Source organism: Streptomyces sp. NPDC002476 (genome assembly GCF_042889785.1).
In the GTDB taxonomy this organism is placed as follows: Bacteria; Actinomycetota; Actinomycetes; order Streptomycetales; family Streptomycetaceae; genus Streptomyces.
Map to the genome: position 1 here is coordinate 1 of NZ_JBIARH010000031.1, position 25,239 is coordinate 25,239.

Below are 25,239 nucleotides of genomic sequence, written 5' to 3' on the forward strand. Positions count from 1 at the left end.
ACCCGGCAAAGTAGAACGATCGGGTAGTTCGCCTTCTCCGCATGGATGAACCGGTACAGCTCGCTCACCGGTCGTTCTCCTTCACGAAGAAGGCGGTCGCTTTTTTCAGGATCTCGATCGTCTGCTGCTGTTCACGGTTCTCCTTGCGCAGCCGTCGCAATTCCTCGCGCTCGGCGCTGGTCAGCTCGCCGGGGGCGCCCTCGCCCCGGTCTGCCCTGGCCTTGCGGTACCAACCACGCAGGGACTCGGAGCTGATGCCGAGTTCCCGGGCGACGGCGGTGACCGTCTTGCCCGAGGAGTCGACGAGCGCGATCGCGTCCCGCTTGAACTCCTCGGTGTACCGCTTCGTGTATTTGCTTCCCACCTGGTGCTACTTCCTCTGGAACCTCAGGTCCCAGTCTCCAGGTGTCCACGATCAAGGGGAAGCTTCATGGGGTCGGTGGGTCGTCCCAGAGGACCTCGCCCAGCACCGCCGCAGGCCGGATGCCGGTGTGAACGCTACCGGCGAATTTCGCTGTGTGCGGGCACTCGCCTTGGCCATGGATCGGCAGGGGCCCCGACGGGGCCCCTGCCGATCCAGCTGGGCGGGTGGGGTAACCGTCCAGGGACGAGCTGGTGGTGACGGTCATCGGGTGGGCTTCGGCTTCAGGGTGAGCAGCGCCGCGACATACCTCACACCAACCTGACCAAGCACTACTAGGAGCTGGCCAGAATGCGGGTGAGTTCGGTGTCCAAGCTCGTTTGCACACCGGTCACGGCCATCTCTCGCCCGTACGGGACAATTTCGGCCGAGCGCTGGAGAAAGTCTACGACCGGCTGGCGTTGGGCCATCAAGATCGAGCTGTCGCCGTCGACCCGGAGACGGATGAAGATTGCGTGGGGCTCAGTAGGATCAGGGCCGACCTGCACATCGCCCTCACCTGCCAAGCGGGTGAGGCCATCGCGTAGCAGGTCTCGCCCTATGTTCCACACAACAGGCCGGTCTCCGGTACTCAACCGGAAGGTCATACGCACGGCGTACGGATCCCGCCGCGAGTAGTACAGGAACGCCGTAACAAGAACGCAGGGGTAGGGCTGCGGCATGCGGAGCCTCATCGCGAAGGCCGCGCTGACAGGATCCTGCACCTCATTGTTCATCAAATTGGTCTCCTCGGTGGTGAATGGCAGGAGTTTCCAGCCAGGACCGCCAAGGCGTGTTGCTGCGGCGAATCTCAGCTCGCCAAGGGTGTCGGCCTATGCGGGGTCCAGGCATGCAACGTACGGACCAGACCGGACAACCCGTAGAAGGCGTTGCTCTGGCACCGTTTGCCTCACTGACTCGAGAGGCGCTCGGTGGCCGTCATGGGCAGGGGAGTGTCCGGTTGATCGGTGAGCATGCGCCAAAGCCACCACCACGGTGGCCAAACGAGGAGGTCACGATCATGTCCGCCGACTGCGTTCCTTCGCCCGCTGAAACCACGAAGGTCGAGCCGACAGCGCCCGCAGGTCACATACAGGCTGACTACGCGGATTGGAGCTTGGTCACCAGCGTGGAAGAGAGCCGCCCCTTCCCAACTCTCGTACTGGGGAATGACCGGTTGGAGCTGCATCTCGAACTGAGTCCGGAGCTGCTGGACGAGCTTCTCGCCGAGCTCGCTGCGGTTCAGGACAACGGGGTTGGTGATCTCGACTGCCTTGAGCCTGATACCGCTGAGCGGAAGCCGCTTGGGAGGCGGATCGGCGGCAAGGCAGTGAGAGCCTCGGGGTGGCCGACGGCAGACCGGTGGTGGCGGTCGACCGATTCGAGTACTCGGATCATCGTCGCCGGGGTCATCGCGGCAGTTATGGCGCTGGGACTTTTGCTGACATTCTGAGACTGGAAAGGCGAAGCAGTGTCTCATCTGCGGGTGCTCGGCGGTGCAGTTCAGGCAGCGCAATCGCTCCGATCCGGGATAATGGCGAGGTACTGGTCACCAGGTAGCTGGTGAAGAAACGTCGCGTCGTCGAACTGTTCCAACTTGGCGGCCACAGCCTTCTGCTCTGTTGCGCCGGGCAGGCGTGCCAAAGTGGCGGTGCACCACGGCTCGCCGGCGAAACGGCGCAGTCGCCCGTGGGAGAAGCACCACGCGAAGATAGCCAGCTCGCTCAGCATTGCCCGGGGCTCAGTCTGGACGGCTTACGAGTGTGATCAAGGGGTGAGGTATTTGCCTGTCGTACGGATGCTGAAGTGCAAAGGCCAGCACAGGACAGCCCCGAGCGCCCCCACACCGCAGATCATCCACATCGCGACCACTCCTCCTCCGTGGCTCAGGGACCACGCGGCGAGAAGGGGCGCGGCGATGACCGCCAGGGCGAGGTTGCTGCCCCATAGGCCGGCGTAACGCCCGTGTGCTCCAGGCGGGGCGAGGCGACTGACGAGGTCTCCAGCCGCGATAAAGAGGATGATCTCGCCCGGGACGGCGGCGGCTGCGGCGACGCAGTAGCCGATCGTGGAGTCGGCCAGTCCGGCCAGGCCCACCCCGGCGCCCAGGAGGAGGGAACTGAGGGCCAGCAAGCCAGTCATGGGCTTGTCGTGATCGGCGCGTCTGCTGAGCCATGGGGTCATGAACGGGGACAGGGCCAGGACTGCGGCCGCATTCGCTACCTGCGTCCAGCCGTACGCGGCCGCGTCCAGGCTGTCCGAGCTCATCAGAATCGGCAACGCCGTGAAGACGCTGCCGGCGCAGACGAGCGCACAGAGGCTGGCCAGGGAAAGCAGCCACATACGTGTGTCTCGCAGCGCGTGGGCGTAGCCGGCCCGGGTCTTCCTTGGGTTGGTGCGACGGGTGTACGGCGGGAGCAGGAGTACGGCGGCGAGCCCGAACGCTGCGCAGGCGACCGCGTTGATCCAGAACAGCGCTGGCAGTCCTGCGGCGGTGGCGAGGTAGCCCCCCAGTGACCCGGTGAGGGCTGCGCCCACGTTGACGCTGAAGTGTCTCCAGCCGCTGACCAGTACCTGCTGTTCCTTGGTGGGGAAGGTGTCATCGATGAGCGCGGTGATCACTGGCCGGGCAGCGTCGTACACCACGCCGGTGAGGAAGGCGGCGACGATGAGACCTCCCGCGGAGCGCACTTGCGCCAGCACCGGCAAGGTCACCGTGGCTGTGGCCATGGCATAAGTGAGGGTCGCGCGCGGGCCGATACGGTCGGACAGCCACCCTCCGCCGACCTGGCCTATGAGTCCGCCGACGCCGAAGTCGGCCACGATCCAGCCGGTCATCTGTGCAGAGAAGCCGAGGTTGTTGGCGTGGTAGGGCAGAAAGGGATAGGCGAACCCGCAGGCGCGGATGGCGAAGGTCCCGATGAGGGCTGCCCAGATGATGGGTGGCCATCGGCGGTCCGCGGCCGGTGTTCCAGGGTTGGCCTGCGGCGATGCGACGGCAGAAGGCACAGCTGCTCCAAAGGTCAAATTCCTTGTGCGGAGTGTCACGCCGAGGCCGGGCTGGTCAGGGCAGCGCGGAAGTGCGGATGGACTCCGCGAATAACGCGGCGGTTCGGCGGCTGCTGCAGCGCCGGTCCTGTCGGGGCGTCGTAGCAGGCACCTGACGATGGGGGAGCCGACCACGACACCGGCGACGTGGGGAGCGACCTGTTCGGCAGGGGTTGATACGCCGACCCCGGTGACGACGGGCACGTCGGACAGCCGTTTCAGACGACGGGTGAAGGTCTTCAGCGCGGCTATGTCGAGTTGACAGGTAGCCGGTGCGGCCTGTGACGGCTGGGGCGTACAGCCAGCCGTTGCGCTGCTGGTGAGCTGGGCAAGCTCGCTGTTGTTGGCCTGACGGGGGGTGAACTGCAGGTTGTGGAGCCCAGCCTCTGGTGACCCGCGGGTGCAGGTCCTGACTCATGCGGGAGGGGGTCGGTCGTACACGATCTTGCGTGCTGACGGGTCCGTCCATGACGAGGCTGATGACTTCCTCCGGTTGTACGAGGGATCGGGAACGCAGAAGACGTACGCGTACTCCCTGGTGGACCACCTGCGGTGGTGCCTCCGGGAGAAGCTGACGCCCGAGGCGGCGACGCTGCGGGACCTGCTGCGCTACATGGGGGCTGTCGGGGCGCAAGTGCGGGTGGTCAGCTCCGGCCGCCTCGCCTTCGTGGGTGGACGGGTTCTTGTTCCAGCTCAAGGTCTGCGTCGATCTCCTGCTGAATCGCGGGGTCGTACTGCGGCTCGAGGAAGACGTTCTTCCAGGTCGGTGGTGGTGAGAGCGGCTGCTGACGGACTCGCCTTTGAGCGGAGGAGCGTGCGCCCGGGGCATGTTGCTGCCGCCGGTCGTCTGGCTGGGCTGGTGACACTACGTCTCCTCTTTCATGGCGTGACCAGTGAGCCGGAATAGTCATACGGAGGTCAGAAGGAGGGGTGGCGGTGTCAGGGCCTACGGGCCCTGACACCGCCACCCCCGGGTGTCACCGGGGGTTGGGCTTACCGACGCGGCTCGCGGCGCGGCGCTTGCTGATGCCAGCGACTCCGAGGGCTGCCATACCGGCCGCGAGCAGCCCGCCCGCAGCCAGGCCGAGCCGGGTATTGCCCTCCGCGCCGGTGTGGGCGAGCGACCCACTCGGCTTGCTGTCCGCCACGTTCTGCGTGGTGTCGGACACCTTGCTCGTCCCGGGTGAGCTGGCTTCGGTCGTGCCGTTGCCGTCTGCCTCGCCCGTCGGGCCGCCCGCCCCTGAGCCCGGCGTCGACTCGTCACCACCCCCAGGGTTCGAGCCCGGGTCAGGGGTGGGGTCGGGCTTCGGGTCGGGCTTCGGGTCCGGCTTCGGGTCCGGATCTGGAGTGGGGTCCGTGCCCGGGTCCGTACCGGGATCGGTGCCGGGATCGGTGCCGGGGTCCGTGCCCGGATCGGTGCCGGGGTCCGTGCCCGGATCGGTGCCGGGGTCCGTGCCCGGGTCCGTGCCGGGGTCCGTGCCCGGGTCCGTGCCCGGGTCCGTACCGGGATCGGTGCCGGGGTCCGTGCCCGGGTCCGTACCGGGATCGGTGCCGGGGTCCGTACCGGGATCGGTGCCGGGGTCCGTGCCCGGGTCCGTGCCCGGATCGGTCGGGTCGTCCGCGGGCGTCACGACCGTCTTCCCGTCCGCCTTGGCCCCTACCTCGTCCCCGGCCGCATCGGCCTTCACCTGCGCCGTAGCGCTCACCTCTGCGGCCGAGGCACCCGTGGTGGCGACGCCCAGCACGCCGACTGCCATGACGGCGGCCGAGGCCACCCGCATCATGCGCCGGCGCGGCGTCGTATTCCTCTTACTCATGCGTCTCGTTGCCCTTCATCGCACGTTGGCAGGCCGCCGCGGATCGACGATCTCCAACGAGACGCACAGTAGGAACGGAAGCGGACACCTCCCTCGAAGCGCATTCCCTGCGGCATCGCCCGCGCGCCCGGGCGGTGACCGCTGACCTGTCGGGCCTCATCGTCAGCGGCTCGACACAGCAATCGGCCGCAGAAGAGCCTGTCCGCTCTGCTTCATACGTTCAGGACATGAGCAGTTCACAGCTTCCGCCCCACCCAGCGGGGCTCGCAGTGCTGGCACAGGTCCCACCGGTGCCTCTTCGACGCCCCCCAGAGGCTCGCGCGCCGCCGAGGGTGCCTCGCGCGTCAGCCGAATAGTGCCGTCTCTCGACAACGAAGGAAGTAATCCATGCGACCTCTGACCCGCCGGGCCGCGACCGCCACCGCAGTCACAGCCCTCATGCTCGGTGGAGCCACCGCCCTCGCCGCTCCCGCATCCGCAGTCGGCTCCACCGCGTGCACCAAGAACGTGGCCGACTACACCGCCTGGACCTCAACCACCGTCCACCTCCGCAACGGCCCGAGCACCAGCTACACGTCCCTGGGCCTGCTGCGCACCGACACCAAGATCACGGTGGCCTGCTACGCAAAGAGCGGCACCTGGGCCCACATCAAGGTCCGCAGCGGGGCCAACTCGGGCAAGACCGGATGGATCAGCGCCTACTACATCTCGGTGCCGATGCAACTGGACTGACCGCACCACCGGGCGCGGCAACCGCCCCTGAAGGTGCCGTTCCGGCCGTCACGCCATGGGTGGCCCTGGCGCGAGAGCGCCAGGGCCACCCATACCAACACGGCCAAGTCCCACCGATTCCCTTGAAACGCCACCTGAGTCCTCCACGCCCCCTGCGGAGCCTCGGAAGGAGACACATTCCGTGAACCGACCGCCCTTGGCCGCCCACTACGGCCTCGGTGTGATCTTCCCCGCGTATTGGACAGCAGCGGATGGAAGCAGGCGGCGCCCTGGGCCCGCCCCCAGCGGACCACAGAGCGCGAGGACCTCCTGGTCCTGCGCTGGTCCGGTTCGGACCAAGACGAGGACGAGTCGGTACAGCTGCCGACGCCGTTCCCGCAAACGTAAGGAAATTGCCGCTGTGACCCATTCCGACACCGCCGAAGTCGCTGTCATAACCCCGACCCGGTTGCGCGCGGAGCGAGTCCCCTACCTGTTGGAGTTGTACGCCAGCCTTCAGGGGCAGGGCGTCCCGTTCCAGTGGGTCCTGGCGTTGGACGGTGTACCGCTCTCGGAGCTGCCCGCGGTCCTGCGGGAAGACCCCCGCGTCGTCGCCGTGCCGCTACCCCGCGCCGTCGGTGCCGGCGCCGCCCGGAACTTCGCGTTGAACGAGGTCACGACCGCCTGGTGCACCACGGCTGACGATGACGACTTCCTGCCGGAAGGATCGTTGTCTCTCCGGCTCGACCACGCGCGCGCCCACGGCCTGGGATGGTGCGCCGGCTGGTAGCGGATCAGCCAACTTCGCTGATCCTGCGGTGAGCGGCCGCGGGGCGGGTGACACTGATCCTTTCGCGTCCGCAACAGTGAGGGACCTGCATGCGCCAGCAGAACGTCGGCCTCTCGGCCATCGACCACCGGCCGGGTGTGCCCGGCCGCGAGGTGAAGGGGCGGATGGATGTTCATTGATGAGCAGGACACCTGCTTGCTGGTCGAGCAGGCTCTTCGGCTGCTGCCGTTCCTCGACGACGGCGACGAGTTCGCCACCTACGCCCTGCTGGAGCAGTGGAAGGAAGAGGGCCGGAAAGCCCCCTCTACCGGCAAGCCGTGGAAGCCGGAGGAGTGGTCGGTCCAGCTCCATGCCCCGTTGCAGGAGAGCCTTGTCGCGGTCGGGCACAAGCAGGTGGTCGCCGGACTGCGCACCGTGGCGTTCCATGACCGGGAGAACGGCCCTTGGGGCAGGGCGACCGCCGAGCTGCACGAGTGGATCCTGGCCCCGCACGACGCGGCTCGGGCCAAGCCCAGCGACACCGCCGCCGCGGCGGTACTGCTGGCGGCTCTCTACGGAGATGACGGCCGGTTCTTCCTGCCGGCCGCGCCCGATGGACACCCTCAGACGGCGCGCGAGGGATGACCTGGCGCGCGTGCTGCACAGCGGACCGCAACGTCATTGGTGTCGGTGCGGCTGGCCATCATGAACGAGAAGAAGACGAGCACGAGGAGGGGAGCCGGGGCCGACGTCCGGGTGCTGACGAATCCGACGGATGAGGACGAGCGGGAGTTGATCCGCGCCGACGCCATCAGCAGGGTCCGGTGGGAGAAGGAGCGGGTCGTCGCCCGGTGGGCGGGCCAGCAGGCCCCGATCTCGCTCGTGGAGTGGTCGGCACGGTTCGACAAGCGCGATCCCCTGCCGTCCGGCTTCCACCTGGAGTTCGTGCAGGCACTGAACGAGGCACGACAGAAGGCGAAGGACGGCAGCCAGATCGTCCGTGCCGCGTGGAACGTCGACCAGCAGAAGTGGCAGTGGCTGGTCAAGGACATTGACCTCGTCGACCAGTTCTGACGCTCGCCGTCACCGGCCCCTGCTCCGCCGAGGCCGGTGGCCGTCTGACGGTTGTCAGTGGTCAGCGGCATGATGGCCCCCATGCGCGACGAGCGGAAGCAGGGGGAGGACCTGGTGCGTGATGAGGACCGCGAAGTCGGCTGGGATGACGATGACGCGTACGAGCACCAGGGCTGATGGCCGGTAGCCGCACCAGGTCGGGGGTTGCTCGACGTCATGGCAGTTGCTCAGGAGCGCCGCGGTAAGAAGAGCACGGGCGCCGTGCCTTCTCCGCTGTTCGCCGCCGTGGTCGAGCAGATTACGGCGGCTCTGCCGGAGCTGGGGCGCGCTCAGGCCGAAGAGATCGTCTCGGCCATGAGCGGGAGAACGTGCCGAGGGGTCCACGATCACCTGGACGAGTACCGGGACGCGCTGGTCAGCGGAAGCTCGTTGGCGCCGCCGCCCGTTCAGCGACTGACTCACTCCTTGGCCGCCGCCGGGTTCGACCGCGTCCGAGTGCCGGCGTGCCACCGCTGCGGCAGGATCCGGGCGCTGGTCAAGGTGGTGGAGGGCGGGCGCGTATGCGGCGGCTGTGCGGGCGCCCTGGCGTACGCCGCTGCGGTCGGAGTCTGCCGGGAGTGCTCGAGGACGAAGCCCCTGCCGGCCCAGGGACTTTGCTCCGCCTGCTACGCGCGCGCCCGCAACCAGACGAAGGAGAAGACGGCGTGCGCGTCGTGCGGCCAGCTCCGGCTCTGCAGACAGTCACGAGCCGACGGCCGGTCGCTGTGCGACACCTGCCGCCCACGACCGACCGCCAGCTGCGCGCTGTGCGGGGCCTCCTCCAAGATCCAGGCTCGTTGGCCGGTCGGCCCGGTATGCGCGAACTGCTACATGCAGGTCCGCATCAACCCGGTTCCCTGCTCGGTGTGCGAGCGCCCGCGCGCCCTGATCGGAAGGGTCGACGGCAAGCCGGCCTGCGGTCCGTGCAGCGGAGTGGAGACCGACTACGCGTGCTCCCGCTGTGCGAACCCGGCGGACTCAGTGGCCGGCGGGCTCTGCGAGCAGTGTGCGTTCGACGACCAGGCGGCGGACTACTTCGACGCGCTTCCCGCCACGCCCCATGCCCAGCTGTCGCTCCTTCGCGACCGGCTCCAGAGCAGCGGACAGCCGCGGGCCGCCCGCTCCTGGCTGAAGCACTCCGCGTCCGCGCGGCTGCTGCCGGAGCTCGTCGCCGGCGGACAACGCATCACCCACGAAGCACTCGACGTCGCCTGCCGGGAACCGGGCCGAGGAGACGCCATCGGCTACCTCCGCGACGTCCTGGTCGACGCAGGAGTCCTTCCACCTCGCGACGAGCACACCGCCAGCGTCGAGCGCCGCTTCGCCCAGATCATCGGCGCGCACCCACGACTCGCCGTCCTCCTGCACACCTACGGCTACAGGTCTGTCCTGCCCCGCCTCCGCAGCCGCGAGCGGCCGAGCACGGAGTACGTCGCCGACTGGGCCATCGCCCGCATGGTCTCGGCAGTAGACCTGCTGACCTGGGCACACGAGCGCAGCATCACTCTGGACCGGCTCGCTCAGGACGACGTGGACCAGTGGCTCGCCGAAGGGACCAGCACGCGCCACAACGTACGCGACTTCCTCGTGTGGGCCGCGCAGGACGGTCGCGCGCAGCCCCTCCTCGTCCCCCATCGCGACAAGCCCGACCCGGTCGGCATGGTCGCCCGCTCCCACTGGGAGCTGCTCCAGCAGTGCCTGCAAGACGAGGCTCTCGTACTCGAAGCCCGAGTCGCCGGCGCGCTGGTGCTCCTGTACGGACAACACGTCACTCGAATCGTGGCCCTGCGCCGCGACTGCCTCCAGCACCGCGAGGGCAGTAGCTACCTGGTCCTGGGCGAGGCCCCCGTCCTTCTGCCGCCGCCGCTGGCCCAGCTGATCGCCGGCCTGGCCGCTGTCGAGAACAGGGACCCGGTCACCGGGGAGCGCGTCACCTCCCGCTGGCTGTTTCCCAACGCCCGCAACCGCATGCGGCACCGGAGCGCCGCATCTGTCACCGCGCTGCTCAACGCCCACGGCATCACCATCAAGCCCGCCCGAGCCTCCGCCCTGATGAACGCGGCGATGGACCTGCCGCCCGCCGAGCTGTCCGCCAAGCTCGGGATACACCTCATCACCGCCGAGCAGTGGCGCCACCTGGCCGCCCGGACCTGGACTGCCCACCTCCAGAACTGGAGTAGCTGAGGATGTGATGTCAACCACAGCACTGGACCCCCTGCCCCGCAGAATGCGACACCCCGCCCCAAGTGCGCCTCTTGCAGCACCGTTCGGCTGCCGCCCCGTAAAGCGACGCCGTCCCTGTGGGACACGGCCGTTGCCGCGACTAACGACGATCGGCTGCCCGAGCGCTCGCTCGCTGTGCGGTATGACCCCGCCATGGACAGTGGGCTCCGATGGGTCGCCGGCTGGTCCGCCGACTGGCGGGCCGACGGAGGCATGGAGACGTGGATGTGCCCGACCCCAGTCGGAAGGCACGAGCCCGGAGACGTCTGGACGTACTGGCCGACAGCCACTGGCAGCAAGCCCCCGTTGGGGCACTGCATGCTTCTCACCGACACCCAGCTCGCTCGGGCCGTAGGCCATGGCGGGTTGCACAAGGGTGAGGATTACACCTATGTCATGGGGGTCACGGGCCGCAGTGCCGGGGAACTGCTGCCCGTGGTCGTCTACCACCGGCGCGACCACGATGACCAGTGGACAGCCGACGCGGGTTACCGCGATCAGGCGGAGTTAGGGCCTGTCCTGAGTCGTGATCAAGGTGTGGGGCGGAGGCTGCGTATCCAGATCACCGCCCCGCGCAGGTGGAGGCCGGCGAGGTAGCTCTCGGGTGTCTTGTCGTAGCGGGTCGCGAGGCCGCGCCACGCCTTGATCTTGTTGATGCAGCGTTCAACGCTGTTGCGGTCTTTGTAGAGCTCAGCGTCGTGGGAGAGAGGCCGTCCGCCTCGGCTTCCCTTCTTCTTCCGGTTCGCGGCCTGGTCGGCCTTCTCCGGGATGACCGCCTTGATGTTCCGTTTGCGCAGATGGGCGCGGTTGGCGCGGGAGGAGTATGCCTTGTCCCCGGCGACCGCGTCGGGACGGGTGCGCGGGCGGCCGACCGGGCCACGGATCTTGATCTTGTCCAGGACCGGGACGAACCGGGGGCTGTCGGCGGCCTGCCCCTCGGTCAGGATGAAGGCGAGCGGGCGGCAGTGAGGGTCGGAGGCGAGATGAACCTTACTGGTCAGGCCGCCGCGCGAGCGCCCGAGCAGGGCGGCCTTCAGCCGGGCCCGGTGTCGCTGCCGGATGCTCCGTCGTTCCTCCCGGTCCGGGGCGGGCTCGTCCTGTTCGCCCGCGACCTGCGGCTTTCGTTCCTTCCCGCGGCCCCCTTTGACGCCTCGGCGGCCTCTTCCAGGGACTTCAGGACCTCCTCGCCCACCCGCATGCCCGCAGCGTCCTGATGGGCACGGGCGACCGTGGAATCCACGCTGACCAAGGACAAGTCCGTCTGCCCGCGCCGGGCCGCCTCCGCGATCATCCCGTCCATCAGAGCCTCGAAGACACCGGCGTCGCGCCACTGGAGGAAGCGGTTGTAGACGGTCTGCCAGACCCCGAACTCCGACGGCATCTCCCGCCACTGGCTGCCCGAGCGGAACTTCCAGATCACGCCCTCAAACTGCTCCCGCAGATGCTCCGGATACGGGCCGGACCTGCCTATCGGCAGGAACGGCCCGATCAACTCCCGTTCATCGTCAGTGAGTTCAGTACGCGCCATACCAGATTCCTACCCGCCGCGAACGATCAACGGAAGAGGCATCTCACGCCTTGATCACGACTCAGGACAGGCCCTAGACGCACGTACGCACGCCTGGAACCAAGGTCGCGCCGAACGCGCTCTCTACCGGGCGCTGCACTCGCCAGACGGCCTGAACGAGGCGAACTCACTGGTCTGACTGCAGCCCGGGCGGTGGTGCCTGCTGAATCATTCCGCAGGCCAAGGGGCTGGCAGCGTTGGGTCACCACGTTCCTCACGCTGCCGGTCGATCGCTCCAGCCTCATGAAGCCGGCCAATGTGTGGGTCTGCCTCATGTCCGCTCGGTCTGCGGCATCGCTGGGACGGCTGGACGTGGCACAGAGGGCAGCTCAGGCTCAGCGGACACGTGAAGCCGTCGGTGAGACCACCGCACGACCAGCCGCACGCCACGGTGCCCATGGCGAGACCGCGGCGGTCGATGAGGATGCCGGCGCCGAGCAGCTTCAGGTAGTCAGCCTGGTAGAGAGGAGCTGGCACCGGCTGAGTGATCCCATTAGCGCCAAGTCGAGCGCGGTCTTGAAGCACAGTCCCTCCTCTGGTTCGGATCTCGTCGGTTCGGCCGTGCCGTAGGTGCCGTCACGCGGCCGTGAGCTCCGCTTCATCGAGCAGCAGCATGGCCTGATCGAGCACGGTGGGCCTGACGCTGCGGTAGAAGAGGGCGGGCGGCCAGAACAGCTCGAGCGACGGCCATTCCTGCATCCGCCTGGTGAACCACAGCGCCTCGCTCATGCTCTCCAGCGCGTCGCGCGTCTGGCGGCGTCGCCACGCTCGGCCCGCCCACGTGCGCGCTCCGGCAACGTAGGTGTCCACCAACTGCTGGAGCTGCGACAGCGCACGACGCAGGTGGTCCTCTGCTATCCAACCGGCGCTGCTTCGGCTCAGGCCGTATGCCTCGTAGCGGTGCACCAGGCCCGTGGCCACCTGGATCTCCCGCACGACGTCGCTCGACGCCAGAGCAAGGGTGAACTGCTGAGCTGTGATGCGGCGGGGGCGAGCGTGGCGGGCCGTGAGCACGAGGTCCTCCGAGGCTGGGGCGGGGTGAGGGCCACAGCTTCGGGCGGTAGCTGGCTGAAGCGAATCTCTCGCGAGAACCGCCTCGGCGCCTTCCACCGTCCGCAGGGTCTGGTGCTCGTCGCCCTCGGTCACAGAGCGCTGAGTGCTTCCTCCGTGGCTGCGGCGACCCCGCTCACCTTCTGGGCCAGCTCCATCAGTTCCTTCTCCTCCGGCTCATCGGCGTTGTCGAGGATGCCAGGGAGCTCTCCGCCCGTCGCGGCGATCACACGCATCGCGCGCAGGAACTCCTCGTAGCGGTCGGCTTCCGCCAGAGCGGCCTTGCTCGGGGGTGCGACGGCAGGCTGGACAGGCTCTTGCGGCTCGTCGAAGCCGTCAGCGTCGAAGTCGGTATCAGCGCCCCAGCCCTCGTTGTCGTCGCGCCGCGAGGCGGGGGCTGCACCGCCCTGCCGGGCCTGGGGCTCGTCCTCGCCGGCCCACATGTCCTCCTCCGGCGGCGCGTTTCGAGAGTGCGCACGGAGCGTCTCGTTCACCGCCTCGTCCATTTCCTCCGGGCTGTCGGCATCGGCCAGGCGGCTCTCCAGGGCATTGATCACTTCGGTGTCACGGCTCGGAGCGACCTGGCGCAGGGCGCGCTCGGTCAGTTGCAGCTCCAGGGCGTCGTCACCGAGCCGTTCGGTCAGCTGGTGGGCGAAGGCGGCGAAGCGCGCCAGTCGGTAGCGGTGAGCTCGGGAGGAGTTGGTGAACTCCTTGAGTACGTACTCACGCGGGTCTCGGTAGCCCAAGGGCTCCCACGCCTTCACACGGACGATCTCCGTCATCGTGCCGTCCAGCTCGTCGGCCAGATGCAGGGCGCGTTCTGTCAGGGTCCGTGCGTACTCCGGAGTGCAGGGTGTTCCCGGGTCGTCGACGACGACGCCTGTGATAGCGCCGGTCCCCGACTCGGTCGCCTTCTCAAGGCTAGTGTCGGACGTATGCTCCATGGTGATCTCCGAGGGTCTGCCGCTGAACACGATGCAGGTAGCACTGTGCCGAGCGAAGCGGACACCCCACCGCGACCACAGACAACGCAGTGACGACACCCTTAAGGTCGTCAAGCGGCATCACACACGTGGCGCAGATGTGCCCCTTCGTCGTCGTCGGCACCGAGCGATCTTTCGGGCCTGGTCCTTGAGGCCGCCGGTCTTGGCCACGGTCGTCTCCACAGCAAGACCCCACGCTTCCCGCCGGACATCGTATGAAAGGGAACGCAGCCGGACAGACGGGTTCTTCGGGCGGCGCTCTGCGCGGGGCCCCTGGTGCAGTCCTTGTCCGGCGGCCCTGCCCCGACGGCGCCGGCGCGGGCCAGGGCTGCGCTGGAGCCGGCGATTCGGGCGTACGCGTACGCGGTGCTGCGCGGGTACGCCGCCTCGCTGGCCGACGACCTGTTCGACGACGCCGTCGTGGAGGCCGTCACTGCGCCCGCCGAGACCGGCCGGAGCGGGGTAGCGGTCGGGACGCCCGCTCGGTGCCGGTCTATCGCGGGTCGACCGGGTGGTGCATACGGCGTGGGAAAAGGCGGCTGGCACCCGCATCCGGCGCCGGGCTCTGCCGAAGCAGATGCTGTCGACCCCGCCCCGCTACGACGGCCCCGAACCGCTGCCAAAGGAGCTCAGCGGGCTGGAATCCCTGGCGGCCACGCTGGTCTCCTACTTCGCCGACGGTGCGCTGCGCCGGGAGCTGCACCCGCCAGCCAGGCCGGAGGCCCCCGTTAGCTGTGGCAGTCGGGTAGCCGGAGCCGATTGCTGGGCCCCGGCCCCCGGGGCTTCGCCAGGCGGGCATGCCTGGCTGTGAAGACGTCGGCCGGACATTAGCTGCCGCGGGCGAGACCATCTTCGAGAAGGGCGAGGACGGTCTCGTCGTCCTCGAGGTCGAGACCGTCAAGGGAGGTATGCGGCCCGACAGGACCGACGAGGAGCAGTACCTGGCCGCGGTCGCGGGCAGGGGCCGCCCATTTGTAGGTGAGGTCGACGGCGCCGAGGAAGAAGTGCCCGTGCCCGGCGGGCTCGTCCGGGCGGATGCAGTGGCACGCGCGGACGGCTATCCAGCTCGGCACGAAGGGGCAGGTGCCCGGGTGCTCCAGACGCAGCGTCACCGCAGCCGTCGGCCGGGAGTCCGTTCTCGAGCAGATTGAAGTCGAAGAGCCCGTACAGGCTGGGGTCCGGTTCGCAGTTCTTGTACGGCACAAGCTCACGGGCCCTGCCGGGATTCCCGGTGCCGGTCTCTTGGCCGGCGGGCCTTCGACCACGTGTGCCGTCGCTGCGTGGGAGCCGGTGGCAGGTCCGCGCGGTGCGTGCTCTGCGCTGGCGCCAGCGTAGGGACTATCGCTCGCGTCCAGGGCGCACGCGCCGGATCGGTGCACCGGCTGACCGCGGTGGCGGACGCGACCGCCACTTGGTGAAGCCGTCCGGGTCAGACGACGCAGCGGAAGGGTCGACGCACGCGCTCAACCCGTATGACGTCCGGAGATGCGGTGGACGGCCCCCGTGGCGTGCGAACGAGCGGGGGCCGTCCGTGACCGCTGTCCTGTCAAAGCGGGCACCGCGACCCTACGAGGTTCTCGCCGCCGTCGCGCGTTCGCAGCGCCGAGTAGGCCAGCGTTCGGTCGCTCGGTTCCGGTTAGATCAGTCGTTCACGAGCAGCCGTGTCAGTGCGGTGGACACGTCCACGGCAGGGTGTTCCCTGTGTCCGGCACCGGCACGACCGCAGCCTGCCCCCGACTTCGGGGGCAGGCTGCGGTCGGCCACGGAGTCGTTAGAACGGTGGTTCCTCGTCGGTGGCCGCCGAGTTGGTTGCCCATGGGTTCTCGACCGGCGGCCCGCCCGCCTTGGTCGCCTGGCGGGCGTTGTCGAAGTCCTCCCGGCCGGTGCCGGTCCCGGTGGTCTTGGTGACCTTGGCCGTGGCGTTCTTGAGGCTGGGGCCGACTTCCTCGACGTCCAGCTCGTAGACCGTGCGCTTGATGCCCTCGCGGTCCTCGTACGACCGCTGCTTCAGCCGGCCCTGCACGACGACGCGCATGCCTCGCTGGAGCGACTCGGCGACGTTCTCCGCTGCCTGCCGCCAGACCGAGCAGGTGAGGAACAGGCCTTCGCCGTCCTTCCACTCGTTGGTCTGCCGGTCGAAGATGCGGGGAGTGGACGCGACACGGAACTTCGCGACTGCCGCACCGGACGGGGTGAAGCGCAGCTCGGGGTCGTCGATGAGATTGCCGACGACCGTGATGACGGTCTCGCCTGCCATGCAGCTTCTCCTGTGTGAGTGAGTGGCGGCCGGAACGCACGTTGCCAGGGGAGTGACTGGTGCGTTCCGGTCGCCGTGGGGTGGTGACGATCGAATCGTGTCGGGAGGTTGCGTTGTCGGCGAGATCTCGCGAATTGTCAGGCCGCTCGCGCTACGCGGGGCGCGCCTCGTCGGCGGCTGGCGGCGTCCGCCTGCGCACGCAGGTAGTCGGCCATTTCTTGGGGCTCGTCGCGGAGGTCGAGAAGTTCACCAGCAAGGAGCTGTGCCAGGTCTGGGTGATGCCGAGACAGCACCTCCAGCAGTCGGGTGCTGATCCCGGCCAGGGTGATCGTCATGGCGGTGTAGGCCAGCAGCTGGAGGTCGGGATCCAAGTGTTGGCGTTCTGCCTCGGTGCGACGCAGTGCGGCCAGCCCCTGGTCCAGGAGGTGGTCACGCAACTGGGTGGTGGACACGACGGGCGATCCCCTTCATGTGCGGGTGGGGAAGAGAGCGTCATCACCCCGAATCCGGACACTCCTTCTGGTCGTCCCTGCGGGGACGACCAGAAGGAGTTAGACGCTGTGTACGACCTCCGGCCTCTGGTCAGCTCGGGCAACATACCGCTCGCCGAGCACCCGGGGCGGCCGGCCGGACGCGCGGTCGAGCATCTCCGCCCGCCATCCGTTGCCCGGGGGGACAGGTACGCCGTGCGAGGAGACGGCGTCGATGGGCAGCTTCAGTGCTGTTGCCAGCTCACGTCGCTCGGCGGTGGTGATCTCCTTGCTTCCGGTCCGGCGCTGAAGTGCGGTGGTGATGTGCAGCCACCCATCAGGCCTCCGCGTCACCGACCAGTGCTTGCCGGTCTGCGTGCGGAGCCCTGCGCGGAGCCTGGCCTGCACGTCCTTCTCCTGGTCGAGACGGACCGACTCCCGCCCGGCGGCGTCCGCCGGGTCGGTGCTGACGCCGCTTTCCGACCACACCTGCGGCGTCTTGACCGGCTTGCCGGTCTGCCCGTCGACAGCTCCGGCGGCGTACAGCCAGCGGCCATCCTGCGCCTTGGCGAACTGCTCCGCGCGGATGCGCTCGCTGCCGCGCCAGGCTGCGCGGACTTCCCTGACCTGCGCGTACGACTTGCGCGTGAAGCCCTCTTCCGGGGCATCCTTGGCGGTCTCCTCCCGAGCAGGGGCGGCTGCGGGCAGCGGTGCGCTGCGTAGCGGCGACCCGACGGCCGGATGGTCTGCGGCATACCGCTTGGCCATGGCAATCCCGACCACCCTGACGTGCCGGCAGGTGTGGTTCCTCTTGAAGTCCCGGCAGTTGCACTGCAGAGTGGCGCCGTCATCCCTGTCCGTGGACAGCTTGGTCTGCCCGTCGGAATCGTTCCAGGCAACCGCCTGACCGGACACGCTCGCGTCCAGGAAGGTTGCCCGGACCTGCGCGGCCGCGACCTTCCCGGAAGAGAGTTCCGTGTCGATTCGCCCGGGGTCGGCGTAGAGCAGCCTGCCCTCGTTACCGAAGCGCAGCGCGGCACTCGGCGGCACCGTCGCCATAGCCGGCGGCATCTGGGCAGGGCGGCCTGCCGCTCGGGCGGCTTGCTTCTCGGCCTTGATCCGGGCGCGGCGAGCGCTGTCGTCCTGTCCGGCGCGGGAGCCGGACACGGGGCAGGTGTGCGCGGAGGTCATGGAAGCCCACCGGCCGCAGGTGGCGCACTTGCGCTGAACCGACGCCTCGGCCGCCTCGGCGACGTTCTCGAACTGGTAAGCCGTGTTGCCACCGTTCCGCGCCCAGACCGTCTGGCTGACGTAGCTGGTCAGGGACGAGGCCGCCATCATCTGCTGATATTGGCTGGGCGACATCCTGTAGGCGTACGTCTTGGGTGGCATCACCTGGCCGTCGCTTTTGCGCTTGTACGGCCGGGTTGTGACCTCGAGGTATCCCGTGTCCGGGTTGTAGCCAACTTCCTGGATCCGTGCCGACACCGGTCCGTTTGCCTTCCGGGCCTTCGACAGCGCGGTGGCCGTGGATATCTGGGCGGGGTCGATCCCGGCGTCCAGGAGCCGCTTGTCGATGTCGATGCTCTTGGTGTACCAGTCGTCGTACAGGGCGTTGTCGGCGTCGGTGTGCGGCGCAGTGTCGGGGTTCTGCCCGCGTAGCTCGGCCCGGTTGCGGATCTTCTCCCGGATCCGGTCGGCCTCGCGGGCGTGTCCCTCAACCTCGTCGAGAAGGGCCGCGTTCGGGCATTCGTCGCGTGCGTGCCCGAACTGGCCGCAGCCTCCGATGCAGCGTATCGCCGCGCCCGCGATCTCGGCCTTCTTGTCCTTGAACTGGATGCCAGCGTGATCGCGGTAGGCCTCCTCTGTCTTGGCCTGGCTGCGGAGCTTCTCGAAGTCCTCCTCGTCGTAGCTGCCCTGATCCTCCAGATCGTCCATCTTGGAGTAGATCTCCTCCATCGCCCTCTGGCGCTCGTTGACCTGCCGACGCAGGTCTTCCAGCTCCTCGACGCGACGGGCGTTCGGGCACTCGCCCTTCAGATGCCCGAACTGTGCGCACTGCTCGCACTTGACGGTGCCCTGGCCGACACCGCCGACGAGGGAGTTCGTGATCTGCTGGTCATGCTGCAGGGCCGTGTCACGCTCCCTGCGCATCTCCTCCATCTTGGCAGGATTGGGCCCCCAGGTTGCCCAGCCGTTACGCAGAGCTTCGTCTCCCCGCTCCTGATGTCCCCGGATCTCCTTGTCCAGCTTCTTCCACCGGGCCCGAGCGTCGTCCCGCTGCGTAACGAGGAACCGGTTCGGGCAGGCGCTCCGCTCGTGGCCGAATTGGCCACAGCCGCCTTCACCGGTGCACTGCACATTGCCGCCGCCCGGTTCGGCAAGACGCACGCGCTGCGCCGAGGCCAGGGCCGGGCGGGTGGGCAGCGAGGCCAGCTTGGTCCGCCTTTCCTCTTCCATGATGCGCATGGCCTCGCGGGAGACGTTGCTCTGTCCGATATCGGCCTGCTGCCGGGCGGTGAACCCGGAGACGGCGAGCTGGTCCCGCCACTTGTCCGTCAGGGAGATCCGTGTGTTCTCCCGCTCCGACTTCTGCCGACGGACAAGTGCCTTCCAACGAGCCCGAGCGGCGGCCGCGGAGATGCCCATCGTGCGGGCGTAGACGTCGAAGTACCCGTCCTTCGCCCCTTGGTTGCGCTGGAGAAGCACGCCGAGACGCTGCATCGCTGCCAGGTCCTGGCCACGCATCTTGTGCTTGGACTGCAGCGGCCGGCCATGCTCGTCCTTCCCGGTCTTCAGCCGGGCGATCTCCTGGTCGATACGGGTGACCATCCCGGGCTGCCGGTCACTGTCCCTGTGCTTGTCGGCCTGCGAGATCCGCGGGTCGCTCTCGATCTGTTGCTTGAGACCCTTGAGGAAGGCAAGCTGCTCCTTCTTGGTGGGGGCCGGGAACCCTTCGTACTGGTGACCGAACTCATGAATGCCCGACTGCAGCTCGAAGTCGTCGTAGTCCTTGTACCCGAGCTGCCTGAGCAGGTGCTTCTGATATCCGATGACCGCCGAGCGGCCCTTGTTCTCGCGGCAAACCACGTCGTCGTGCCCCTCCAGTGAGTGTCTTACTGAAGGGCGATCTTGCGCCCCAGAGCGGACACCCCCATCTGGGCCGCCAGCAGACTGAAGAGAGGGCCTTATCAACGGTCTTCGTCGCGGAAATCACGGCGCATGGCAAGGACCGGTGGGCACAGAAGCAGCAAGCCGACAAGGCCGAGGCCAGGCTGGTCTAGCAGCAGACCGAGGCCTGCCATCGCCGAGCCGGCGAGGGTAACGACCAGCATGCTCCGGCGCCTCTTTCGGTACTCGTTCCACGCAGCAAAGGCGGCGGTCGGCGGCAGCAGATGCATGGTGATGAAGGCGATCAGCTCACGCACGACCAGTAGCCTCCTCCTTGCCTGTGACGCCTGGGGTCGCCGCACGGCCGCCGCCGCGGACGCCACCTCAGGCTTCCGCGGCCGCGCCGCTCTCCATGACGGACGTGTACAGCTCGTCCATCGGCACGTACTCGCGCTCTTCCAGGGTGATGACGCCGGCACGCTTGAGGGAGGACAGGTACGTGAAGGGGTCGAGCGGGTCAAGGACGACGAGGTTCTCCGGGTGCTCGACGACAACAACGACCTTGCGTCCGTCGGGCATTTTCGTCTCCAGTCCGGAGCCGGGCTCGCTGACGTCCCCGTCGACGTACTCGCCGCGGTTGAGGACGAGCGGGACGGTCGCCGACCATTCACCGATCTCTTCCTCGGCCGGGTTGCCCAGGTCGTCCTCGGCCGGCGCCAGGTAGAGCACACCGGTGGGCACCTCGCCGGCCGCTGCGGCCACCAGCAGCTGCTTCTCCTCCTCGTCAAGGCCGCTCCAGCTTCCTTCGTCATGGGCCTTGGCGTTGATCTGCTGCTGCAAGGTGCGGCGGATCGTGGTGGCGTGCGCAGACCGGGCGTCGAACGCAGCAATTTCGGCCTGGTCGATCACTTCCTGGTCCCCACTGGCTACGGCCTGCTCGAGGGCGGCTTCGAGGCCGGCGTAGCCCGGGATGAGCTGGGCAAGGATGTCGGCCGGCCGGTCGGCGAAGATGCGGAGGGCCTGCTCCGGCAGGACGGCTTCGAAGGTGTGCGGCCGCTCCCGGCCGATGAGGGGGAGGGTGTAGCCGTGCCCGGGGGACTTCATGTCGGGGGTGTTGGCCACGACGACGGCAGGCGCGGGCTTGGCGGGGTCGCACTGCTCGACGCCGAAGTCCGGGGTGACGGGGTTGGTGATGGTGCTCATGTGATGGCTCCTGATCTGAGACGAATGTTCGGGGTGTGTCGTCCAGGTCGTTATCGACGGCCTGGACGTGGTCGCGGACGTTGCGTCGAGGCTTTCCGACGGGTGGGAGGTGGTCGTGGTGTGGGCTTCAGACAGTTGCTCGTTCCTCGGTTCCAGCAGGGCTAGGCGGCCAGCTCGTGGCTTGGTTGTGGGCGGGACGGTAGACGTAGGGGCGGACACCCGGGTTCGACGGCTTCCTCGCTCTGGGCGAGGAGTTCGTGCGCACGCTGGCTGCGCAGGCCGAGGCGGGCCAGGGATTCGGTCCAGTTCAGGCCCTCGTCCCGCAGGAATTCGAGTTCGAGGCGAAGCAGATCAGGTGTCCACTCGCCGGAGCGCCCTGCCGTGCGTGTACCGAGGGGCTCGGCGGCCGGCTGGTCGATGGTTTCCTCTTCCCAGGCCAGAGGCGGGTCCCATCGTTTGGCCAGGGCTCGTTGGCGGGCGAGTTCGGAGTGCCCTGGCCGATGCGACAGGTGCCCCCAGGCCGCCAGTACGGCGGCTTTGACCGACGGGGTGGCGCTGCCGGTCTGGTTGAAGTCAGTGAGGGACTTGACGGTGGTGCCGCCCGCGCGGGCGATGGCGTTCAGCGTCCAGCCAAGCGCACACAGTCCCCGGAGGCGGCGGATCAGGCCGACATCGGTGACCCCGGGACGACGCTGGAACGCAGGAGCAGGCAGCTCGGTCAGCGCGAGAACCTGGCCCGCCATCGTCGGGTGGATTCCTCTGCGAAGTCCTGCGGCGTGGTCGTCGATGACGCTCGTGAGCGTGGACGAATTCACCCCGGCTGTCTTCGCGATGAAGGCGATGCTGGCCAGTTCATACGCCTCCTGAAGTTGCCGGACGCGCTCGACGACCGGGGTGGCGTCAACGGCGTCTTTCCGGAAGGCCGGTGCCAGGTCGGTGGCCTTCAGGGCGAGCAGCCGTTCGGCGAAGCGGACCTTGATGGTTCGTGGCCGGCCCGCCCGCACGTCCTTGAGGGTGGCAGCCAGCGTGCTCACCGTCATCGTCGCGGCGCGCGCGACGGCGGCTACTGAGATCTCGGGATGCTCCACGAGGATCCGGTCCACATGCTCCATCACCGGGGCAGCGTCAGTCGACTGCCCGCCGTAGCCGCGGGCTTCGTTGGGAAGGTCTGCAGCGCTGAGCAGGAGCAGGCGGTGGGCTACGTCGGCGTTCACGTTGCGCTGCTGGCCTCGGTCCGCAGCGCGCAGTACGTCTTTCAGGGTCGTGGGGGGCACTTGCGCATGCCGGGCCATGGCCGTGACGGGCAGGTGCGGACGCTGGACGATCAGGTCCTGCACATGTCTGGCGGCCGGCAGCGAGTCGATCACGCCGGTGTCGAGAACGTAGCCGGTACGCCTCCGGGCCCCTGTGGCGGTGGTGGCCGACGGGTGGAGGTCGTTGAGGGGGATCTGCTGCGGCTCCTGGACGGTCGTCGCGTTCACTGCCTCGGCGTGTGAGGTGCCGACGTCGGTAATGCGGATGCGGGAGCCGCCGTCAGGGCTGCACGACCAGTACACCTGCTCAGGTGCAACGTGGTGGTCAGAGGTCATGGTGGCGGTGCTCCTGGGAGGTCTGCTGGTGCTTTCTGGGTGGTGAGCCGTTCGAAGGGTGGTTCTGGGCAGCTTAGGAGGAGGAGGTGGCACCTCCTCCTCCTGGCGAGTTTCCGCCGAGCGCTGTCGGCGGGAGAACCTCGCCGGCGGTACGGAGAGAGCTGACGGCCAGCCGCCTGCCGCCGGTCACGCGGGCCAGTGCATCGGCCTGGTTCGCGTGGGGTACAGCACCGGTCTGCGCCGCTGTTGGCTGACAGCCCGGTCGGCGCGCGCCTGGGCGTCCTTCTCGAGTTCGCCCACGTCGTGGAAAGCGTCGCCGCGGGACACGGTGACGTTCGGACCGAGCCGGAACAGCACGGCGTTGACGGCACAGCACGCGACGTGGATCTCGTCGATGTCGTTCATCCACCACCGGTAGTCGGCGGGATCCTTCCCTTGGAACCGCAGCGTGGCGGCTGCCGCGCGGACCATAGTCCCGGTTCCGGCGCACGGCTCGATCAGCCGGGCACCCGGCGGGACCGGCTCGGTGAGGAGGATCTCCGCGTGATGGTCGGCCGCTATCGCCGGAGTGAAGAACTGGCCGGTCTTCTGCCGCTCGGTGTAACTGCGCATCCGTTGGACCAGAAGACCGATCAGGTCTTCGTCTTCGCAGCGGGTGAGATCGCTGGCGTACTCCAGCAAGCCGGCACGGACCAGGATGCGGATGTAGTCGCTGAGCCCGTGGGTGTCGCCGTCACCCTCCTGGGCGAGCCACTCGTGGAGAGGGCGGGCTGCCTCGGCCAGGACAGGGTTGTAGGACCAGAGGTTGTTCCATACCGAACGCAGGACGTCGGTGGCTTCCTGGTCGTCCAGCGGAAGGAGCAGCGGACCGTAGTCAGGGCCGGCAGGGGTGCAAGGCGCTGCCAGAGCGAGGGCGGCGACAGTGCCCACGGCAATCGGCAGGTCGCTGGTACCCCCGCGGTTCTCCAACCACCAGGCCAGGGCGACATCGGCGATGTGGCGGGCGTGGTCGCGGCCGGTTTCGGGAGCCATCGCGCGGCGGAAGGATGCCGGGGGTATTCCGTACATGGTCATGAGTAGGTCTCTCCCTCGGTGAAGCAGAGTGTTCGGGCACGTGATCCGCAGCCCGGTGGGGCAGCTGATGAGCCGCCCCACTGCGGGTCTGGGCGGGTTAGGGCGAGACGATGAGGCCGTTGGTCAGGAGGGCGACGGCAGCAGACAGCTCCTGGGGCGTCACGAGGACGGCCAGGTGGGCGGAAACCGACTTCTGCCCGTGCGAGGCTGTGTCGAGTGCTGCCTGAACCACGCGGCGCACGTCTTCCGTGACGTGCATGTGGGCCTCGGTGTGCGACAGGTCCGCAGCCGTCACCTGACCGCGGCCCATCATCTGGTTGGCTCGGGATGCGACGTCAAGGACGGTGGAGGGATCAGCCGGGCGGGCGGGGGAGAGGGCGGAGATGTTCACGCCGCCGAGGGAGTTGCGGAAGCGGGCCGGGCAGCGCGCGTGCAGGTTGCAGGTGAGTTCAGCAGCGAGGTCGCGCACCGCCGGCAGCCCGTACGTGTCGGCCAGAAGTGTCATGTGGCCGAGGGCGGAGTGGATGTTGCCCTGCTTGATGTGGGCGATGTAGGCGTCGGTGATGGCGCGCAGAACGTGAACGGGTGCGGTCGAAGAGGTCAACGGACCAGGCTCCTTGCCATGTGAGTGGGGTGAGGGTCGGCAACGCGCACCGTGGTCAGCCAGCGGTTCGGCATGTGCGGTGGGTGCGGGTCGTCATTAGGGCCTTGGAACAGGCATTTCGCCGAGCCCTCGCGAGTAGGAGGGCGATCGCTGCACCTCGGGCCGTGAAGTCGTTCGCCCTTCGCCGGACAGGCGCAGACCGTCGCCTCACTGCTGCTTCATCTGGCCGGCGTGAAGCAGTCCGGTCAGATGGAGGTCCTGTGAGCGGTCCAGCTTCTGATGAGGTCGAGCTCTTTGCCGCTCTTCCACGCACGGAGGGTCCGCACGCCGGCGGAGCACCCCGCTTCGGCAGGCGCCTTGGCGCGGGCGCCGCGGGGTTGGTCGCGGACAACTCGTAGGCACGTGCAGAAGCGCGCCCTCCCAAGCCGGGGCCGAGGCCCTGGTCCGGGAGGACGTCTCCGTGTGAGCTACGCGATCCGGTCGACGTGAGCGAAGATCACAGTTCCTTCGGAGTCGACGTCGAAGCCGCGTTCGCCAGAGTGGTGGACGAACTGGTAGGTCCCTGGGGTGACGTTGACGATGGTGTCGCCCGAGTCGAGCGTTTCAGGGTCCCCGCCCATCGAGAGCCAGTGCTCGTAGTCGGCGAGTGCATAGGACCAGATGTCCGTGCAGATCTGCGCCAGGCATGTCTCTTCAGGGATCGACGGAGTCTCGTCGTTGTCGAAGTCGATCCACGGGGTGGCGATGATGTAGCGGTCCTGCTCCGTGCGGTAGAGACCCAGACTGCGATCGCTCGCGGGCCCGAAGGCGCATCCGATGGCGGCCATCGCCTTGATGGCTCTGTCCCGGCCGAGTACGCAGTTGTAGTCGACCAGGGCGTCGTCCCCCCAGTTGTAGACGGGGCGCAGGTTGTCGGAGACGAGGAGCTTGCCGGACGGCACGCTCAGGGTGATCGTCGTAGTGATTCCGTCCGGGTGAGAACAGGGTTCCTGCACGTGGGCGGCTTCCTCGATGACCTGATAGGTGGGGTGCTGACCGCAGATACGGCAGCCGCCGAACGGGAAGCCTGCGGGGAACATCTCCCCGTTGAACACATGCACCTCAGCTTCGTTGTTCACGAACTGGTGCCCGTTGGCCTCGCTGACCGGCAGTCTCTTGTTCCTGATCGCCATGAGGCGTGGCTCCCTGCGGTGTGGTGTCCTGCCTGGCACTGAACGGATTGGGCCAGGCAGGCTCGGTCGTCGATTCGG

24 protein-coding genes and 2 pseudogenes are annotated in these 25,239 nt (G+C 68.1%); 7 read left to right on the forward strand and 19 right to left on the reverse strand.

The genetic code is table 11. From position 1 onward, the window contains the following. Positions 1-64: 64 nt before the first annotated feature. The gene (locus ACFYXM_RS27785; RefSeq protein WP_389293352.1) at positions 65-364 is read right to left on the reverse strand and encodes a transposase; all 300 of its coding nucleotides are present in this window, start codon (positions 362-364) and stop codon (positions 65-67) included. Between the two features lie 332 nt (positions 365-696). Then, positions 697-1,137, reverse strand: a complete 441-nt coding sequence (locus ACFYXM_RS27790) for an SsgA family sporulation/cell division regulator (RefSeq protein WP_389293354.1) — start codon at positions 1,135-1,137, stop codon at positions 697-699. A 284-nt stretch (positions 1,138-1,421) separates the two neighbouring features. On the opposite strand from ACFYXM_RS27790, the gene ACFYXM_RS27795 reads away from it, so the two are divergent. Then, positions 1,422-1,853: a hypothetical protein gene (locus ACFYXM_RS27795; RefSeq protein WP_389293356.1), complete on the forward strand. Its 432-nt coding sequence runs from the start codon at positions 1,422-1,424 to the stop codon at positions 1,851-1,853. A gap of 50 nt (positions 1,854-1,903) precedes the next feature. Here the strand turns inward: ACFYXM_RS27795 and ACFYXM_RS27800 are convergent, their stop codons facing one another. The 3 genes from ACFYXM_RS27800 to ACFYXM_RS27810 form a co-directional block, all read right to left on the reverse strand. Then, positions 1,904-2,131 carry a hypothetical protein gene (locus ACFYXM_RS27800; RefSeq protein WP_389293358.1) on the reverse strand — a complete coding sequence of 76 codons (228 nt, stop codon included), beginning with the start codon at positions 2,129-2,131 and terminating at the stop codon, positions 1,904-1,906. 36 nt (positions 2,132-2,167) lie between these two features. After that, positions 2,168-3,409 carry an MFS transporter gene (locus tag ACFYXM_RS27805; protein WP_389293359.1) on the reverse strand — a complete coding sequence of 414 codons (1,242 nt, stop codon included), beginning with the start codon at positions 3,407-3,409 and terminating at the stop codon, positions 2,168-2,170. A 1,016-nt stretch (positions 3,410-4,425) separates the two neighbouring features. Continuing rightward, entirely contained in the window at positions 4,426-5,265 is an 840-nt protein-coding gene (locus tag ACFYXM_RS27810; protein ID WP_389293361.1) for a hypothetical protein, read from the reverse strand. Between the two features lie 387 nt (positions 5,266-5,652). Between ACFYXM_RS27810 and ACFYXM_RS27815 the strand changes: the two genes are divergently transcribed. The 5 genes from ACFYXM_RS27815 to ACFYXM_RS27835 all read left to right on the forward strand — a co-directional run bounded on the left by ACFYXM_RS27815 (position 5,653) and on the right by ACFYXM_RS27835 (position 10,042). Beyond that, positions 5,653-5,997, forward strand: coding sequence for an SH3 domain-containing protein (locus ACFYXM_RS27815; protein WP_351866868.1), 345 nt, complete (start codon positions 5,653-5,655; stop codon positions 5,995-5,997). A 400-nt stretch (positions 5,998-6,397) separates the two neighbouring features. Then, positions 6,398-6,766 (forward strand): glycosyltransferase family 2 protein, encoded by a 369-nt coding sequence (locus ACFYXM_RS27820; protein WP_389293364.1) that lies wholly within the window; start codon positions 6,398-6,400, stop codon positions 6,764-6,766. A gap of 168 nt (positions 6,767-6,934) precedes the next feature. Next, the gene (locus tag ACFYXM_RS27825; RefSeq protein WP_389293366.1) at positions 6,935-7,390 is read left to right on the forward strand and encodes a hypothetical protein; all 456 of its coding nucleotides are present in this window, start codon (positions 6,935-6,937) and stop codon (positions 7,388-7,390) included. 60 nt (positions 7,391-7,450) lie between these two features. After that, a complete protein-coding gene (locus ACFYXM_RS27830) occupies positions 7,451-7,819 on the forward strand; it encodes a hypothetical protein (RefSeq protein ID WP_389293367.1) in 369 nt (122 codons plus the stop codon). 216 nt (positions 7,820-8,035) lie between these two features. Continuing rightward, positions 8,036-10,042: a hypothetical protein gene (locus ACFYXM_RS27835; RefSeq protein WP_389293369.1), complete on the forward strand. Its 2,007-nt coding sequence runs from the start codon at positions 8,036-8,038 to the stop codon at positions 10,040-10,042. A gap of 569 nt (positions 10,043-10,611) precedes the next feature. On the opposite strand, the pseudogene ACFYXM_RS27840 reads toward ACFYXM_RS27835, so the two are convergent. From ACFYXM_RS27840 to ACFYXM_RS27855, 4 genes and pseudogenes are all read right to left on the reverse strand, one after another. Beyond that, a pseudogene (locus ACFYXM_RS27840) lies at positions 10,612-11,157 on the reverse strand (IS5 family transposase); the annotation flags it as partial. A 73-nt stretch (positions 11,158-11,230) separates the two neighbouring features. After that, a pseudogene (locus ACFYXM_RS27845) lies at positions 11,231-11,609 on the reverse strand (transposase); the annotation flags it as partial. Positions 11,610-12,224: 615 nt separating this feature from the next. Then, the gene (locus ACFYXM_RS27850; RefSeq protein ID WP_389293371.1) at positions 12,225-12,794 is read right to left on the reverse strand and encodes a hypothetical protein; all 570 of its coding nucleotides are present in this window, start codon (positions 12,792-12,794) and stop codon (positions 12,225-12,227) included. Next, positions 12,791-13,642 carry a hypothetical protein gene (locus ACFYXM_RS27855; RefSeq protein ID WP_389293373.1) on the reverse strand — a complete coding sequence of 284 codons (852 nt, stop codon included), beginning with the start codon at positions 13,640-13,642 and terminating at the stop codon, positions 12,791-12,793. The genes ACFYXM_RS27850 and ACFYXM_RS27855 overlap by 4 nt, the downstream gene beginning before the upstream one ends. 616 nt (positions 13,643-14,258) lie before the next feature. Here ACFYXM_RS27855 and ACFYXM_RS27860 point away from each other — a divergent pair. Further along, positions 14,259-14,492 carry a hypothetical protein gene (locus ACFYXM_RS27860; RefSeq protein ID WP_389293375.1) on the forward strand — a complete coding sequence of 78 codons (234 nt, stop codon included), beginning with the start codon at positions 14,259-14,261 and terminating at the stop codon, positions 14,490-14,492. 16 nt (positions 14,493-14,508) lie between these two features. Here the strand turns inward: ACFYXM_RS27860 and ACFYXM_RS27865 are convergent, their stop codons facing one another. The 10 genes from ACFYXM_RS27865 to ACFYXM_RS27910 form a co-directional block, all read right to left on the reverse strand. After that, positions 14,509-14,793: a hypothetical protein gene (locus tag ACFYXM_RS27865; protein WP_389293377.1), complete on the reverse strand. Its 285-nt coding sequence runs from the start codon at positions 14,791-14,793 to the stop codon at positions 14,509-14,511. A gap of 659 nt (positions 14,794-15,452) precedes the next feature. Then, on the reverse strand, positions 15,453-15,938 hold the full coding sequence (locus ACFYXM_RS27870) for a single-stranded DNA-binding protein (RefSeq protein ID WP_389293379.1): 486 nt from the start codon (positions 15,936-15,938) through the stop codon (positions 15,453-15,455). A gap of 137 nt (positions 15,939-16,075) precedes the next feature. After that, positions 16,076-16,390 carry a hypothetical protein gene (locus tag ACFYXM_RS27875; protein WP_389293381.1) on the reverse strand — a complete coding sequence of 105 codons (315 nt, stop codon included), beginning with the start codon at positions 16,388-16,390 and terminating at the stop codon, positions 16,076-16,078. A 99-nt stretch (positions 16,391-16,489) separates the two neighbouring features. Continuing rightward, the gene (locus ACFYXM_RS27880) at positions 16,490-19,498 is read right to left on the reverse strand and encodes a hypothetical protein (RefSeq protein ID WP_389293382.1); all 3,009 of its coding nucleotides are present in this window, start codon (positions 19,496-19,498) and stop codon (positions 16,490-16,492) included. 101 nt (positions 19,499-19,599) lie between these two features. Continuing rightward, entirely contained in the window at positions 19,600-19,836 is a 237-nt protein-coding gene (locus tag ACFYXM_RS27885; RefSeq protein WP_389293384.1) for a hypothetical protein, read from the reverse strand. A 67-nt stretch (positions 19,837-19,903) separates the two neighbouring features. Then, complete coding sequence (locus tag ACFYXM_RS27890) at positions 19,904-20,722, reverse strand: hypothetical protein (RefSeq protein WP_389293385.1); 819 nt, start codon at positions 20,720-20,722, stop codon at positions 19,904-19,906. A gap of 161 nt (positions 20,723-20,883) precedes the next feature. Next, positions 20,884-22,311, reverse strand: coding sequence for a hypothetical protein (locus tag ACFYXM_RS27895; protein WP_389293386.1), 1,428 nt, complete (start codon positions 22,309-22,311; stop codon positions 20,884-20,886). A 186-nt stretch (positions 22,312-22,497) separates the two neighbouring features. Continuing rightward, a complete protein-coding gene (locus ACFYXM_RS27900; protein WP_389293387.1) occupies positions 22,498-23,385 on the reverse strand; it encodes an N-6 DNA methylase in 888 nt (295 codons plus the stop codon). A 97-nt stretch (positions 23,386-23,482) separates the two neighbouring features. Further along, positions 23,483-23,989 (reverse strand): hypothetical protein, encoded by a 507-nt coding sequence (locus ACFYXM_RS27905; RefSeq protein ID WP_389293388.1) that lies wholly within the window; start codon positions 23,987-23,989, stop codon positions 23,483-23,485. 467 nt (positions 23,990-24,456) lie between these two features. After that, a complete protein-coding gene (locus ACFYXM_RS27910) occupies positions 24,457-25,161 on the reverse strand; it encodes a hypothetical protein (protein WP_389293389.1) in 705 nt (234 codons plus the stop codon). Between the last annotated feature and the right edge of the window lie 78 nt (positions 25,162-25,239).

Coding starts and splice junctions, on each gene's coding strand:
- ACFYXM_RS27790 (WP_389293354.1), bottom strand. CDS start 1,137: ATGAACAATGAGGTGCAGGATCCTGTCAGCGCGGCCTTCGCGATGAGG.
- ACFYXM_RS27795 (WP_389293356.1), top strand. CDS start 1,422: ATGTCCGCCGACTGCGTTCCTTCGCCCGCTGAAACCACGAAGGTCGAG.
- ACFYXM_RS27800 (WP_389293358.1), bottom strand. CDS start 2,131: ATGCTGAGCGAGCTGGCTATCTTCGCGTGGTGCTTCTCCCACGGGCGA.
- ACFYXM_RS27810 (WP_389293361.1), bottom strand. CDS start 5,265: ATGAGTAAGAGGAATACGACGCCGCGCCGGCGCATGATGCGGGTGGCC.
- ACFYXM_RS27815 (WP_351866868.1), top strand. CDS start 5,653: ATGCGACCTCTGACCCGCCGGGCCGCGACCGCCACCGCAGTCACAGCC.
- ACFYXM_RS27825 (WP_389293366.1), top strand. CDS start 6,935: ATGTTCATTGATGAGCAGGACACCTGCTTGCTGGTCGAGCAGGCTCTT.
- ACFYXM_RS27830 (WP_389293367.1), top strand. CDS start 7,451: ATGAACGAGAAGAAGACGAGCACGAGGAGGGGAGCCGGGGCCGACGTC.
- ACFYXM_RS27835 (WP_389293369.1), top strand. CDS start 8,036: ATGGCAGTTGCTCAGGAGCGCCGCGGTAAGAAGAGCACGGGCGCCGTG.
- ACFYXM_RS27855 (WP_389293373.1), bottom strand. CDS start 13,642: ATGGAGCATACGTCCGACACTAGCCTTGAGAAGGCGACCGAGTCGGGG.
- ACFYXM_RS27860 (WP_389293375.1), top strand. CDS start 14,259: ATGCTGTCGACCCCGCCCCGCTACGACGGCCCCGAACCGCTGCCAAAG.
- ACFYXM_RS27870 (WP_389293379.1), bottom strand. CDS start 15,938: ATGGCAGGCGAGACCGTCATCACGGTCGTCGGCAATCTCATCGACGAC.
- ACFYXM_RS27890 (WP_389293385.1), bottom strand. CDS start 20,722: ATGAGCACCATCACCAACCCCGTCACCCCGGACTTCGGCGTCGAGCAG.
- ACFYXM_RS27895 (WP_389293386.1), bottom strand. CDS start 22,311: ATGACCTCTGACCACCACGTTGCACCTGAGCAGGTGTACTGGTCGTGC.
- ACFYXM_RS27900 (WP_389293387.1), bottom strand. CDS start 23,385: ATGACCATGTACGGAATACCCCCGGCATCCTTCCGCCGCGCGATGGCT.
- ACFYXM_RS27910 (WP_389293389.1), bottom strand. CDS start 25,161: ATGGCGATCAGGAACAAGAGACTGCCGGTCAGCGAGGCCAACGGGCAC.